This is a genomic window from Acinetobacter sp. 766875 (genome assembly GCF_000582055.1).
In the GTDB taxonomy this organism is placed as follows: domain Bacteria; phylum Pseudomonadota; class Gammaproteobacteria; order Pseudomonadales; family Moraxellaceae; genus Acinetobacter; species Acinetobacter nosocomialis.
Window position 1 is genome coordinate 42,722 of record NZ_JEXX01000016.1, and the last position, 13,458, is coordinate 56,179.

Annotated in this window: 13 protein-coding genes; 12 read left to right on the forward strand and 1 reads right to left on the reverse strand. The window is 39.7% G+C overall.

The features are described 5' to 3' along the window. Window positions 1-10 precede the first annotated feature (10 nt). Window positions 11-847: a posphoenolpyruvate synthetase regulatory kinase/phosphorylase PpsR gene (gene ppsR / locus J576_RS13435; protein ID WP_000004354.1), complete on the reverse strand. Its 837-nt coding sequence runs from the start codon at window positions 845-847 to the stop codon at window positions 11-13. Window positions 848-994: 147 nt separating this feature from the next. Here ppsR and ppsA point away from each other — a divergent pair, with 147 nt between their 5' ends. The 12 genes from ppsA to alr all read left to right on the forward strand — a co-directional run bounded on the left by ppsA (window position 995) and on the right by alr (window position 13,419). Next, complete coding sequence (ppsA, locus tag J576_RS13440; RefSeq protein WP_170318176.1) at window positions 995-3,382, forward strand: phosphoenolpyruvate synthase; 2,388 nt, start codon at window positions 995-997, stop codon at window positions 3,380-3,382. Between the two features lie 64 nt (window positions 3,383-3,446). Then, window positions 3,447-4,202 (forward strand): RDD family protein, encoded by a 756-nt coding sequence (locus tag J576_RS13445; RefSeq protein ID WP_002049111.1) that lies wholly within the window; start codon window positions 3,447-3,449, stop codon window positions 4,200-4,202. 315 nt (window positions 4,203-4,517) lie between these two features. Further along, entirely contained in the window at window positions 4,518-5,570 is a 1,053-nt protein-coding gene (gene cyoA / locus J576_RS13450) for a ubiquinol oxidase subunit II (RefSeq protein WP_002049341.1), read from the forward strand. Between the two features lie 3 nt (window positions 5,571-5,573). Further along, window positions 5,574-7,565 carry a cytochrome o ubiquinol oxidase subunit I gene (gene cyoB, locus J576_RS13455; protein ID WP_002049358.1) on the forward strand — a complete coding sequence of 664 codons (1,992 nt, stop codon included), beginning with the start codon at window positions 5,574-5,576 and terminating at the stop codon, window positions 7,563-7,565. A 4-nt stretch (window positions 7,566-7,569) separates the two neighbouring features. Then, the gene (gene cyoC, locus J576_RS13460; protein ID WP_002049203.1) at window positions 7,570-8,190 is read left to right on the forward strand and encodes a cytochrome o ubiquinol oxidase subunit III; all 621 of its coding nucleotides are present in this window, start codon (window positions 7,570-7,572) and stop codon (window positions 8,188-8,190) included. Beyond that, window positions 8,190-8,519, forward strand: coding sequence for a cytochrome o ubiquinol oxidase subunit IV (locus J576_RS13465; protein WP_000094534.1), 330 nt, complete (start codon window positions 8,190-8,192; stop codon window positions 8,517-8,519). The genes cyoC and J576_RS13465 overlap by 1 nt, the downstream gene beginning before the upstream one ends. A gap of 10 nt (window positions 8,520-8,529) precedes the next feature. Then, entirely contained in the window at window positions 8,530-9,408 is an 879-nt protein-coding gene (gene cyoE, locus J576_RS13470) for a heme o synthase (RefSeq protein ID WP_002049287.1), read from the forward strand. A 181-nt stretch (window positions 9,409-9,589) separates the two neighbouring features. After that, window positions 9,590-9,973, forward strand: a complete 384-nt coding sequence (gene rpsF / locus J576_RS13475; RefSeq protein ID WP_002049107.1) for a 30S ribosomal protein S6 — start codon at window positions 9,590-9,592, stop codon at window positions 9,971-9,973. 11 nt (window positions 9,974-9,984) lie between these two features. Then, entirely contained in the window at window positions 9,985-10,212 is a 228-nt protein-coding gene (gene rpsR, locus J576_RS13480; protein ID WP_000090661.1) for a 30S ribosomal protein S18, read from the forward strand. Window positions 10,213-10,220: 8 nt separating this feature from the next. Continuing rightward, the gene (gene rplI / locus J576_RS13485; protein WP_000382591.1) at window positions 10,221-10,667 is read left to right on the forward strand and encodes a 50S ribosomal protein L9; all 447 of its coding nucleotides are present in this window, start codon (window positions 10,221-10,223) and stop codon (window positions 10,665-10,667) included. A gap of 203 nt (window positions 10,668-10,870) precedes the next feature. Continuing rightward, a complete protein-coding gene (dnaB, locus tag J576_RS13490; RefSeq protein ID WP_002049228.1) occupies window positions 10,871-12,316 on the forward strand; it encodes a replicative DNA helicase in 1,446 nt (481 codons plus the stop codon). 32 nt (window positions 12,317-12,348) lie between these two features. Beyond that, window positions 12,349-13,419, forward strand: coding sequence for an alanine racemase (alr, locus tag J576_RS13495; protein ID WP_002049086.1), 1,071 nt, complete (start codon window positions 12,349-12,351; stop codon window positions 13,417-13,419). Window positions 13,420-13,458 lie beyond the last annotated feature (39 nt).

Sequence of the window (13,458 nt, forward strand, 5' to 3'; positions counted from 1 at the left end):
TTTGATTTAATTAACCGATACGTCGTTTTAAACCAGTCATTTGTAAAATACGAGTAGAGATTTCTTCAATCGACATTTCAGTTACATTTAAATATTTAATACCTTCTGAAATATAAATACCTTCAATCGCTCTTAATTCCATTTGGCACTGGCTAAAACTTGCGTATCGACTATTCGCTTTACGCTCACTTCGAATCGCCACTAAACGTTCTGCATCAATCATTAAACCAAAGAGCTTACTACGGTGTTCTCTTAATACTGCTGGTAAACGGTTATCATCTAAATCTTCTTCGGTTAAAGGATAGTTAGCAACACGAATACCGAACTGTAAAGATAGATAAATAGAAGTCGGAGTTTTTCCGGAACGAGACACACCAATTAAAATTAAATCAGCTTTGTCATAGTGTCGGGTGCGTGCCCCATCATCGTTATCAAGTGCAAAGTGAACAGCATCAATACGGGCTTTATAATATTCAGAGTCAGTTACCGCATGTGTTTGCCCAACCAGTGTCGTTGGTGGTGTACCGAGTTCCTGCTCTAGCTTACTAATTAATCCTTCAAACACATCCAGATTAACTGCTTTAGCCGTATTAATAATTTCTCGTACATGCGGATCAACTAAAGTATCAAATACCAATGGTAAACATCCATCTCTGGTTTGACATTTATTAATCTCAACCACAACTGCCATTGCTGCCTCTTCAGTTGTAATATAAGGCATGATGTGAATATCAAAATCTACATTGGGAAATTGGGCTAATAACGAATGTCCAAGGGTCTCGGCAGTAATCGCAGTTCCATCAGAAATAAAAAAAACACTCCGCTTAAATTGTTTACTTTCTGACATTAAAATTCTCCTTAAACATTTGTCTTAGTGCTATATAATCTTTATAGTAAACTGATCTTACATGACTGTCGCTTAGTAAAATTCTCAACTAAGCACTTTATTTTTTTAATTTCATGCCAAGATAGACATTAATACTGCAAAAGTGGAGTGAAAACTTTGGAAGCGCGCGTAATCGGTCTAGAAAAATTAGGGAAACACGATGTCGAACTCGTAGGTGGGAAAAACTCATCTTTGGGTGAAATGATCAGCCATTTATCAAATGCTGGTGTATCGGTACCTGGTGGTTTTGCAACAACTGCACAGGCCTATCGTGAGTTCTTAGACCAAAGCGGTCTTAACGCTCGAATTCAAGCAGAACTTGCACAGCTTAACGTTGATGACGTAAATGCACTTGCAGAAACAGGCGCTAAAATTCGTCAATGGATTGTAGAGACTCCACTCACTGCAACCTTAGAACAAGAAATTCGCGCCGCTTTTACAGAACTTTCTAACGGCAACCCTGATATCGCGGTTGCCGTTCGTTCATCTGCAACTGCTGAAGATTTACCAGATGCATCTTTCGCGGGTCAACAAGAAACTTTCTTGAATATTCGCGGTATTGATAACGTACTTATCGCCATCAAAGAAGTATTTGCTTCTTTATATAATGACCGTGCTATTTCTTATCGTGTACACCAAGGCTTCGATCATGATGTTGTCGCATTATCTGCGGGTGTTCAACGTATGGTCCGTTCTGAAACTGGCGCTGCGGGTGTAATGTTTACCTTAGATACCGAGTCTGGTTTCCGTGATGTCGTATTCATTACTGCATCTTACGGTTTAGGTGAAATGGTTGTGCAAGGTGCGGTTAACCCTGATGAATTCTACCTTTCTAAACCATTATTAAATGCTGGAAAACATGCGGTATTACGCCGTAATCTTGGCTCTAAGCACCAGAAAATGATTTATGGTGAAGAAGGCTCAGCAGGTAAGTCTGTGGTTGTTGTCGACGTTGAAAAACAAGAACGTCAACAGTTCGCATTAAATGATCATGAATTACAAGAGTTAGCTAAACAAGCGCTTATTATTGAGCAACATTATGGCGCTCCGATGGATATTGAATGGGCAAAAGATGGTGACGATGGTCAAATCTATATTGTTCAAGCTCGTCCTGAAACCGTAAAAAGCCGCCAAAATGTTGGCACAATGGAACGTTACCTACTCAAGCAAAAAGGTACTGTACTTTGTGAAGGCCGTTCAATTGGGCAGCGTATCGGTTCTGGTAAAGTCCGTATTGTTAACTCAATTAAAGAAATGGACAAAGTACAAGACGGTGACGTACTTGTATCAGACATGACTGACCCAGATTGGGAACCAGTAATGAAACGTGCTGCGGCTATCATCACTAACCGTGGTGGTCGTACGTGTCATGCTGCAATTATTGCTCGTGAACTTGGTGTACCAGCAATTGTAGGTTGTGGTAACGCAACTGAAGTATTAACTGATGGTCAAGAAGTTACTGTTTCTTGTGCTGAAGGCGACACTGGTTTCATCTATGAAGGTGCATTAGATTTTGAAGTTCAGCGTAACTCTATTGAATCTATGCCTAAACTTTCATTCAAGATCATGATGAACGTAGGCAACCCTGACCGTGCCTTTGACTTTGCTCAAATTCCAAACGAAGGTATTGGTCTTGCTCGTTTAGAGTTCATTATTAACCGAATGATTGGGGTCCATCCTAAAGCCCTCCTTAACATTGAAAGCTTACCTCGTGAAACTCGTGCTGCTGTAATGACACGTACAGCTGGCTATGCATCACCTGTAGAATTCTATGTTGAAAAACTAGTTGAAGGCATTGCAACACTTGCAGCTGCTTTTGCTGACAAACCAGTCATTGTTCGTATGTCTGACTTTAAGTCAAATGAATATGCAAACCTTATTGGCGGTAAGTTATACGAGCCAGAAGAAGAAAACCCAATGCTTGGTTTCCGTGGTGCAAGCCGTTACGTTTCGGACAACTTCCGTGACTGTTTCGAACTTGAATGCCGCGCGCTTAAAAAAGTTCGTGATGAAATGGGTTTAACCAATATCCAAATCATGATTCCATTTGTGCGTACAGTATCTGAAGCAAAACGCGTGATTGAGTTGCTGGCTCAAAATGGTTTAAAGCGCGGCGAGAATGGCTTAAAAGTCATCATGATGTGTGAATTACCAACTAACGCATTATTAGCTGAACAATTCCTTGAACACTTCGATGGTTTCTCTATCGGCTCTAACGATTTAACTCAATTAACACTTGGTCTTGATCGTGACTCTGGTATTGTTTCTCACTTATTCGATGAGCGCGATGCTGCTGTAAAAGCTCTTCTTTCTATGGCAATTCATGCTTGTCGTAAAGCTGGTAAATATGTCGGTATTTGCGGTCAAGGACCATCTGACCACCCTGACCTTGCAAAATGGCTAATGGAACAAGGTATTGAATCAGTGTCTTTAAACCCTGACTCAGTTTTAGATACATGGTTCTTCCTTGCTGAAGAAAAAATCAAGCAAATCTAATTTGTTATAGAAAAAGACCCATCCGTGGGTCTTTTTTCATCTTTAGAATAGAGAATTTTTACTTATGCAAATTTACTTGGCACGTAATAATCAACAAGCTGGGCCTTATACCTTAGAGCAACTAAATCAGATGTTGGCAAGCCAACAAGTTTTACTTACTGATTTAGCTTGGCATGAAGGCATGACAGAATGGAAAGCTTTAGGAGAATTAACCCAAGGTAAACTTGTATATCAACCTACGGGTTATTCTGCTTTTTCGGCAAATACAAATACGCCTTATAACGAGACTATCCAGCAAATTCGAGTCGAGACTAAGACACATGAGCTTGCTTCAATTTCATCTCGTGCGCTTGCAAAAATTATTGACTTATTACTTTGGCTACCTATTGCAGCCATTCCGTCTTTTTTCTTTAACGAAGCTCAATATAAACAACTTTTTGAGTTACAAAAACAGATGCAGTCTGCTGAAGTTGCATCAACCAAAGCAGCTGAACTTCAGCAGCAGCTTTTTACACTAATTCCAGTGGAAGCGTGGCATACAATGTTACTTTATGTAGTAATAATGCTCGCTATTCAAGCATTTTTGTTGACCAAGTTTGGGCAAAGTATTGGTAAAAAAATTGTCGGAATTAAAATTGTCGATGCTGAAACTAATGGTAAAGTTAATCTAACACGTATCTTCTTACTCAGAAGTATCGTTTTCATTATATTAAACTTACTATTTATGCCAATTAGTACAATTATTGACTATGCTTTTGCATTAGGACAAAAGCGACAGGCTTTACATGACAAAATTGCAAGAACAAAAGTGATCAAATGACAGTGAATGACTGATTCATTTAATGTCTAAAAAAAAGGAGGCGCCCCGCCTCCTTTTTTCTATAGAGAGTTGATATTTAAATAAAAGCTCCATCATAATTCGATACCCTACAAAAAAAATCGGGTTTTAAAACAATTATTTCAAGCTGCTTTACATGTAGCTTAGTTTGTCGATATGAGGCATAATGCCCTACAACGTAGCGGTGTCGCATCATTGAGAAGTCTAAATTTTAAGACTAGCGTTCTCAATCATGCGACACTTTAATCGCTATCCCATATTTAATTAGGGAATGGGACTCTTCACCGAGGTTGTAAAATGAGACAAACGATTTTAGCTGTATTGTCTTTATCAACGCTTGCCGCACTTTTGACTGGGTGTGGTGGTGATATGGTACTTCTAAACTCTAAAGGTCCAGTTGGTCAAGGTCAAAGTGACCTTATGATGACTGCGATCTATTTAATGTTACTCGTGGTGATTCCTTCAATCATCATGGCATTATGGTTTGGTTGGAAATATCGTGCGTCAAATAAAGATGCAGACTATAAACCTACATGGGCACACTCAACTGCAATTGAAGTTGTAGTATGGGGTATCCCTGTCATTATTATTGGTATTTTAGCTTGGTTAACTTGGTGGGGTTCCCACAAGTATGACCCATACCGTCCTTTAGAATCAGATAAAGCACCTTTAACTATTCAGGTTATTGCTGAACAGTTCAAGTGGATTTTTATTTATCCTGAACAAAACATTGCGACTGTTAACGAAGTACGTTTCCCAGAAAAAACTCCGTTAAGTTTCAAAATCACTTCTAACTTCACAATGAACTCATTCTTCATTCCACAGTTAGGTGGCCAGATTTACGCGATGGCAGGTATGCAAACTCACCTTCATTTGTTAGCAAATGAAACTGGTGTATATCGTGGTTTCTCTTCTAACTACTCAGGCTATGGTTTCTCTCAAATGCGTTTCAAAGCGCATAGCGTTACAGAGCAACAATTCAACGAATGGGTAGCAGCAGTTAAAGCTGGTAATGGTTCAACTATTAATCCAGAAGCAGTGCAAAAAGCTACGCTTGACCAAGCTGAATTGGCAACCTTACGTGATGGCGATCGTTCTAAGCACCAAATCGAGCATTTAGTCAATCGTGCTAAAGCTGCTGGTGATCAAGAAGCGCTTGCTAAAGCAGAAGCGATGAAACCGTTCCCGACTAAGCCACACCCTGTGACTTATTACTCTTCAGTTGAACCAAAACTGTTTGAAACAGTTATCAACCATTATATGAGTAACTATCATGGTGCTGACCACTCTGCTGGGCATGCAACAGCAGAAACTCATGCTGCAGCTGAACACGCTGCTCAAGGGGAATAAGACATGGATATGATTTTTGGTAAATTGGGTTGGGATTCTATCCCGACAGAGCCAATCGTACTTGTCACCATGGTCTTTATGGCACTTGGTGCAATTGCTGTGCTTGGCGGTATCACCTATTTCAAAAAATGGGGATATTTGTGGAAAGAATGGTTTACAACTGTAGACCATAAAAAAATTGGTATCATGTATATCATCGTATCTGTCGTCATGCTTTTGCGTGGTTTCGCCGATGCGATCATGATGCGTTTACAACTTTTCCTCGCTAAAGGCGGTGGTGAAGGTTATTTACATCCTGACCATTACGATCAGATCTTCACCGCACACGGTGTAATCATGATCTTCTTCGTAGCAATGGGTCTCGTTGTAGGTATGATGAACATCTCTGTTCCTTTACAGATTGGTGCTCGTGACGTTGCTTTCCCATTATTGAACTCTTTAAGCTTCTGGTTATTCGCTGGTGCTGCTGGTTTAATGATGCTTTCACTTGTATTAGGTGAATTTGCTGCGACTGGTTGGATGGCTTACCCTCCTCTGTCTGGTATTCAATATTCTCCTGGTGTAGGTGTTGACTACTATATCTGGGCACTTCAGGTTTCTGGCCTAGGTACGCTTTTATCCGGTGTTAACTTCTTCGTTACCATCATCAAGATGCGTGCACCTGGCATGAAATTAATGGACATGCCTATTTTCACGTGGACTTCACTTTGTACGGCAGTATTAATCATTGCATCATTCCCTGTATTAACAGGTACGCTTGCAATGCTTACATTAGACCGTTACTTTGGCTTCCATTTCTTCACAAATGAGCTTGGCGGTAGCCCAATGCTTTATGTGAACTTGATCTGGACATGGGGTCACCCTGAAGTATATATCTTGGTATTACCAGCATTTGGTTTATACTCAGAAATCGTTGCAACCTTCTCTCGTAAAGCGTTGTTCGGTTACAAGTCTATGGTGTATGCAACAATTGCAATTACTGTATTAGCATTCGTTGTATGGCTTCACCACTTCTTTACCATGGGTGCTGGTGCGAACGTTAACGCGTTCTTCGGTATCATGACCATGGTTATTGCGATTCCTACTGGTGTGAAAATCTTCTCTTGGTTATTCACCATGTATAAAGGTCGCATCACCTTTACTACTCCAATGTTATGGACGCTCGGCTTCCTTGTAACATTCGGTATCGGTGGTTTAACTGGTGTACTTATGGCTGTTCCGCCTGCGGACTTCTTGGTACACAACTCATTATTCTTGATCGCTCACTTCCATAACGTAATTATTGGTGGTGTGGTGTTTGGTATGTTTGCCGGCATCATTTACTACTGGCCAAAAATGTTTGGTTGGAAGCTCAATGAAGCATGGGGTAAAGCTGCATTCTGGTTCTGGTTCTTTGGTTTCTATTTTGCATTCATGCCACTTTATATCCTTGGTTTCATGGGTATGACTCGTCGTTTGAATACATATGACAACCCTGAATGGGATCCATACCTTGCGATTGCATTATTTGGTGCTGTTCTTGTTGCGATTGGTATTGCATGCTTCTTAATGCAAATCATCGTTGGTTTCTTACAACGTCACCAAAACATGGACCACACAGGCGATCCATGGGATGCTCGTACACTTGAATGGGCTACTTCTTCCCCTGCTCCATTCTACAACTTTGCGCATGAACCAGATGGTAGCGGTATTGACCGTTTCTGGACTGACAAAGAAAACGGTGTAGCATACGCACGTAATACTAAATATGAAGACATCCACATGCCGACTGATCGTGCTGCTGGTTTTGTCATTGCAATGTTCATTACACTTCTTGGCTTTGCACTTATCTGGCATATTTGGTGGCTCGTTGTTGTTTCATTCGTTTCAGCTGTTATTAGCTTGATCGTAAGCTCATTCACTAAGAATGTTGATTACTATGTTCCAGCTGCTGAAGTTGAGCGTATTGAAAACGAACGCTATGCTTTACTTGAAAAACACTTGAAGAAGGACTAAGGAAATGGCTGAAGTACTTCATCACGACAACCATGGCCACGATGGTCATCATGAACATGATGATACAGATTTAACGGTCTTTGGTTTCTGGACATACTTGATGAGTGACTTGATTCTTTTCGGATCACTCTTCATTGCGTTCGCTGTATTAAGCAGTCATGTTCCAGCAGGGACTCCAAGTGCATATGACCTGTTCCATAATTCATTAGGTTACGTGTTAACTGAAACATTTGCCTTATTGATTTCATCGGTAACTTTCGGTTTTGCTGTACTTGCCTCTTATAAAAAGAATGTAAATCAAGTAATCACATGGTTATTCATTACATTCCTTTTTGGTGCAACCTTCATCGGTATGGAGCTCTATGAATTCCATCACCTTGTAGAGGAAGGTCATGGTCCAACTCATAGTGCATTCTTGTCATCGTTCTTTACTTTGGTTGGTACGCACGGTATCCACGTAACTTCTGGTTTAGTGTGGATGTTGGTATTGATGTATCAAATCAAAACTAAAGGTTTGACTTTACCGAATACACGTCGTCTTGCTTGCTTAAGCTTGTTCTGGCACTTCCTTGACATCGTTTGGATCTGTGTATTCAGCGTCGTTTACTTACTGGGAGTTCTCTAATGAGTAGTCATGAGCATAATGCTGCTGGTGCGTCACACGGTAACTTTAAGCAATACACTGTAGGTTTTATTCTATCTGTTATCCTTACCATCATCCCATTCGGGATGGTGATGGCAGGTGGTTTCAGCCGTGGTCTTTTAGTTACAGTGATTGCAATTACTGCCGTTGCTCAGGTTCTTGTACAACTTGTGTACTTCTTACACATGAATACATCATCTGAACAACGCTGGAATATGATTGCATTTATCTACACGATCCTATGTATCGCTGTACTGTTAATCGGTTCTGTGTGGATTATGAATTATCTTCACTACAATATGATGATCTAAACTGATTGTCATGTTGAAAAAGTATTTATTCCTGACTAAACCAGGAATTCTCTTCGGTAATTTCGTTACCACTTTGGGCGGCTTCTTCTTAGCCGCCCAAGGCTCTATAGACATCTTATTATTATTGCTCACTCTCATTGGAACAACGTTAGTCGTTGCCTCAGGTTGTGTCGTCAATAATGTTATTGATCAAGATATTGATACAAAGATGCAGCGCACTCAAAACCGCGCACTTGTAAAAAAAACCATCTCTCCTACTGTTGCGCTTATATATGCGTTTGTACTTGGGGTAATTGGTTTTAGCATTTTGTGGTTTGGTGTAAATGGTTACGCATTTTTGTTTGCAGTAATTGGTTTTGTTGTCTATGTCGGTTTTTATAGCTTGTGGACCAAACGTACCTCAATCCATCAAACCGTTATTGGTAGTATCTCCGGAGCGAGTCCTCCTGTTATTGGTTATACAGCAGTAACTCATCAATTTGATGTGGCAGCCTTGCTTTTGTTTTTAGCATACGGTTTATGGCAAATGCCTCACTCTTGGGCAATTGCAATTTATCGTTTTGATGATTACAAAAATGCAGGAATTCCAATTTTGCCTGTAGCACGTTCTATTTATCGTACGAAAATTGAATGTGTAATATATATCCTGTTATTTGCAGCTGTTTTGAACGGGTTATATTGTTTTGGTTATACCAATGTATTCTTTTTAATTACCTTTAATGCTTTAACTGCATACTGGTTCTATTTATCGATTATTGGATTCAAAGCCGAAAACGATCAACTTTGGGCTAAACGTTTTTTCCTCTACTCGGTCATATTAATTACCCTGTTAAGTTTGAGCTTTAGCTTTACCTATCAATCCCCTGCTCCAAATCTTCCTCTCTTTTAATTAAGGGAGGATTTCCTCCTCAAAAACAACTTTTCATATTTCTTATCAAAAGATTTGTTTTTAGTCTAATTTTTACCTATAATTCAGCCTTCGCATTTTTTGCGACGTAGCTATTTATATTTTAGCTATGACTCCTTGCTTCTAATTTTTTAGGGGCTGTTTAAACCGTAAGGAGCTGACAATGCGTCATTACGAAATCGTACTTTTGGTACATCCAGACCAAAGCGATCAAGTTGTAGGTATGGTTGAACGCTATATCTCTCAGATCAAAGAAGCTGATGGTCAAATTCACCGTTTAGAAGATTGGGGCCGTCGTCAATTGGCTTACCCAATTAACAAAATTCACAAAGCACACTACATTCTTATGAATGTTGAATGTGGTCAAACTACGCTTGATGAGTTAGAAGAATTATTCCGTTATAACGACGCGATCATTCGTAACCTTATCATCCGTCGTGAACACGCAATCACTGAAGAGTCATTGCTTGCTAAGAGTGCTGAAGAAAAGCGTGCGCGTAAAGCTCAACGCGAAGAAGCACAGCAAGTTGCTCAAGAAGCTGAATAAGGAGAACATCAATGGCACGTTTTTACCGTCGTCGCAAGTTCTGCCGCTTTACAGCTGAGAATGTTGCGTACATCGACTACAAAGATATCGACACTTTAAAACAGTACATCACTGAAAACGGCAAGATTGTTCCTAGCCGTATCACTGGTACTAAAGCTCGTTATCAACGTCAATTAGCACTTGCTATCAAACAAGCTCGCTATTTGTCTTTGATTCCGTACACTGACAACCATAAGTGAGGTGATCTGTGGACGTTATCTTATTACAACGCATTAAGAACCTTGGTAAATTAGGCGATAAAGTATCAGTTAAAGCTGGTTACGGCCGTAACTTCCTTATCCCTCAAGGTAAAGCAGTTGCAGCTACTGAAGCTAACACTGCTGCTTTTGAAGCTCGTCGTGCTGAACTTGAGAAGCAAGAAGCTGAAGTATTAGCTGCTGCTCAAGCACGTGCTGAACAATTGAATGAAGTTAACATCGTTATCACTGCTAAAGCTGGTGACGAAGGTAAACTCTTCGGTTCTATCGGTACTCGTGACATCGCTGACGCGTTAACGAATGCTGGTCTTACAGTTGACCGTGCAGAAGTTCGTTTACCAAACGGTGCGCTTCGTCACACTGGTGAATTCAACATCGCAATCCAATTGCATCATGATGTTGTTGCAGAAGTTCTCGTTACTATCGTATCTGAGTAATTTCTCATCAAAAAAAAGAGCATGCTCACGCATGCTCTTTTTTTATCTCTTAAATTTATGAAATAAAATTAGATATATTAATTCCTGATCAGTTCTTCAGTTTAATTGGTTTTTTAATTAGGTAGTTTATTTATTTTTGTTTTAAGATAGTTCTCGGCTTAAAACCCTTTTTTTGTGCACACATTTTATCATCAGGTCTAATTATGTCTCAGGCGAATGCCACTTCTTTAACGCTTTCATCTCCAACAGAAAATAAGACGAGTGAATCAGGCCAACTTAAAGAGTTTCGCACTCCCCCACACAATTTAGCCATTGAACAAGCAGTGCTTGCTGCATTGATGACCGTTGCTGAATCTTTTGAACAAATCAGTGACCTACTCAAAGAAAATGATTTTTATGCCACTCGTCATAAATATATTTACCGTGCAATTGAAAAATTAGCGCAGGAAAATTCACCTTATGATGCGGTCTTAGTGAATGACTGGCTTTTAAAACAAAACTTACTTGATGCTATTGGTGGTGAAGAATACTTAATGCAGCTTATGGCTGATTCACCTTCAAGTTTCTATAACCTTGAAACCTATGCAACCAAAATTAAAGAATTCTCTACACTACGCAGTATGATCAAGGTAAGTACTGAAATTTTACAAAATGCTTATGACACAAAAGGGCGTGGTGTTAGTGAAATTTTAGATTTAGCCGAAACCAGTATTTTCTCTTTAGCTGAACAGCACAATAACAATAAAAAAGATTCTGGTCCTAAAGCAATTAGCTCTGTAACAGCCGATGTAATTAGTAAACTTGATGAACTTTCAAAACTCGATGGCAATATTACTGGTTTAACTACTGGCTTCTTAGAACTCGATAATAAAACTTCCGGTATGCAACCTGGAGACTTAATTATTGTCGCGGCACGTCCGTCTATGGGTAAAACTACCTTTGCCATGAACTTGGTTGAAAGTGTTTTGCAATACAATAAACTTCCTGCTCTCGTATTCTCTATGGAGATGCCAGCCGACTCAATTGCAATGCGTCTAATCTCTGCAATGGGTAAAGTTCACCAAGGACATTTACGTTCAGGTAATTTAGATGCAGATGAGTGGACTAAAGTCACTGGTACTATTTTGCAGCTTCAACAAATGCATTTATATATTGATGATTCGTCAGCTTTACCACCAACAGAGGTTCGTGCCCGAGCTAGACGTATTGCAAAAATGCATGATGGTAAAATCGGCTGTATCATGGTCGACTATTTACAGCTCATGAAAGTTCCGGGTATGGGCGATAACCGTGTTGGCGAGATCTCGGAAATTTCACGAAGCTTAAAAGCCTTAGCAAAAGAAATGCACTGTCCTGTGATTGCACTTTCCCAGCTTAACCGAAGTCTGGAAAACCGTCCAAATAAACGCCCAGTAATGTCCGACTTACGTGAATCGGGTGCGATTGAACAGGATGCCGACTTAATCATGTTCATTTACCGTGATGAAGTCTATAACAAAGAATCTAAAGAAGCAGGCACCGCAGAAATTATCATTGGTAAACAGCGTAACGGCCCTATTGGTACCGTTCGCCTTGCCTTTGAAGGTCAATATACTCGTTTTAGTAATCTCTCTCCTGAGTATTACAGCCAATATGATGATGAAGAATAAACTCTATCTCTAGCCCAAAGGAGTAAATGAGGGTGCGTCAAGCAACAGTTTATATTGATCGCCAAGCGCTTCAATATAATTTAAACCGTGTCAAACAACTCGCAGCAAATTCAAAAATCGTAAGTATGGTAAAAGCCAATGCTTACGGACATGGAGTCAAAGACTGTTTAGCAGCCTTAAATGCCTCAGATGCCTTTGGTGTCGCCTGCCTACAAGAAGGATTAGAAATCCGTGAACTTGGTTTCGAACAACCAGTTACTTTAATTGAAGGCGTATTTTCTGAAGATGAAATGCCCGTCGCAATTGAGCAAAAATTTGAATGTGTTATTCATCATCAACAACAGTTTGAATGGTTAATTAAACACAAACAAGCATACATTGCCCAAGGCTTAAAAGTATGGGTTAAATTAAATAGCGGTATGAATCGTTTAGGTTTTAAAAACCCAGAAATTATTGAAGTCATTAAAACTTTAAAATCTGAAGGATTTACCTGTGTACTTGCTATGCATTTTGCCAATGCAGATGTAGACCATCCTTTAAATGAACAACAAAAACAGCAATTTTTGCAAGTAAAACAAGCTTGTGAACCAGTTTTAGCGTCTTGCTGTAATTCAGCGGCTATTTTTAAATGGCCAGAACTGAATTTTGACTATGTACGACCGGGTATTATGCTCTATGGTGCTTCACCTTTTGCAGATAAAACAGTACATGAGCTTGATTTAAAACCTGTCATGACTTTTAGTGCCGAAATAATCGCACTAAATCATATTCAAGCTGGTGAACACGTTGGTTATGGTTCAACTTTTTGTGCCCAACAGGTTATGGATATTGCCATAGTTTCTATTGGCTATGGTGATGGTTATCCAAGAACTTATGTTAAGCAAAACTTTGTCGCTATTGATGGCAAACTTTGTCCAGTTGTAGGACGTGTAAGTATGGATATGATAGCGATTGATGTCACAAATACTCAGGTAAAACTTGGTACCCAAGTGGAACTTTGGGGTAATCATCGTTTAGTTGATGACGTTGCTGAAGCTAACGGCACAATTGGTTATGAATTACTTTGCCGCTTAAGCACTCGTCCAGTCCGCCAAAGTACTTAATAATTTAGTAAATAAAAAATCCAAGCTTGCTTGGATTTT

Bases quoted from the DNA above. Each gene is read 5' to 3' on its own strand.
- dnaB (WP_002049228.1), top strand. From the start codon at position 10,871: ATGTCTCAGGCGAATGCCACTTCTTTAACGCTTTCATCTCCAACAGAA.
- rpsF (WP_002049107.1), top strand. From the start codon at position 9,590: ATGCGTCATTACGAAATCGTACTTTTGGTACATCCAGACCAAAGCGAT.
- rpsR (WP_000090661.1), top strand. From the start codon at position 9,985: ATGGCACGTTTTTACCGTCGTCGCAAGTTCTGCCGCTTTACAGCTGAG.
- cyoB (WP_002049358.1), top strand. From the start codon at position 5,574: ATGGATATGATTTTTGGTAAATTGGGTTGGGATTCTATCCCGACAGAG.
- cyoE (WP_002049287.1), top strand. From the start codon at position 8,530: ATGTTGAAAAAGTATTTATTCCTGACTAAACCAGGAATTCTCTTCGGT.
- J576_RS13465 (WP_000094534.1), top strand. From the start codon at position 8,190: ATGAGTAGTCATGAGCATAATGCTGCTGGTGCGTCACACGGTAACTTT.
- J576_RS13445 (WP_002049111.1), top strand. From the start codon at position 3,447: ATGCAAATTTACTTGGCACGTAATAATCAACAAGCTGGGCCTTATACC.
- cyoC (WP_002049203.1), top strand. From the start codon at position 7,570: ATGGCTGAAGTACTTCATCACGACAACCATGGCCACGATGGTCATCAT.
- ppsR (WP_000004354.1), bottom strand. From the start codon at position 847: ATGTCAGAAAGTAAACAATTTAAGCGGAGTGTTTTTTTTATTTCTGAT.
- cyoA (WP_002049341.1), top strand. From the start codon at position 4,518: ATGAGACAAACGATTTTAGCTGTATTGTCTTTATCAACGCTTGCCGCA.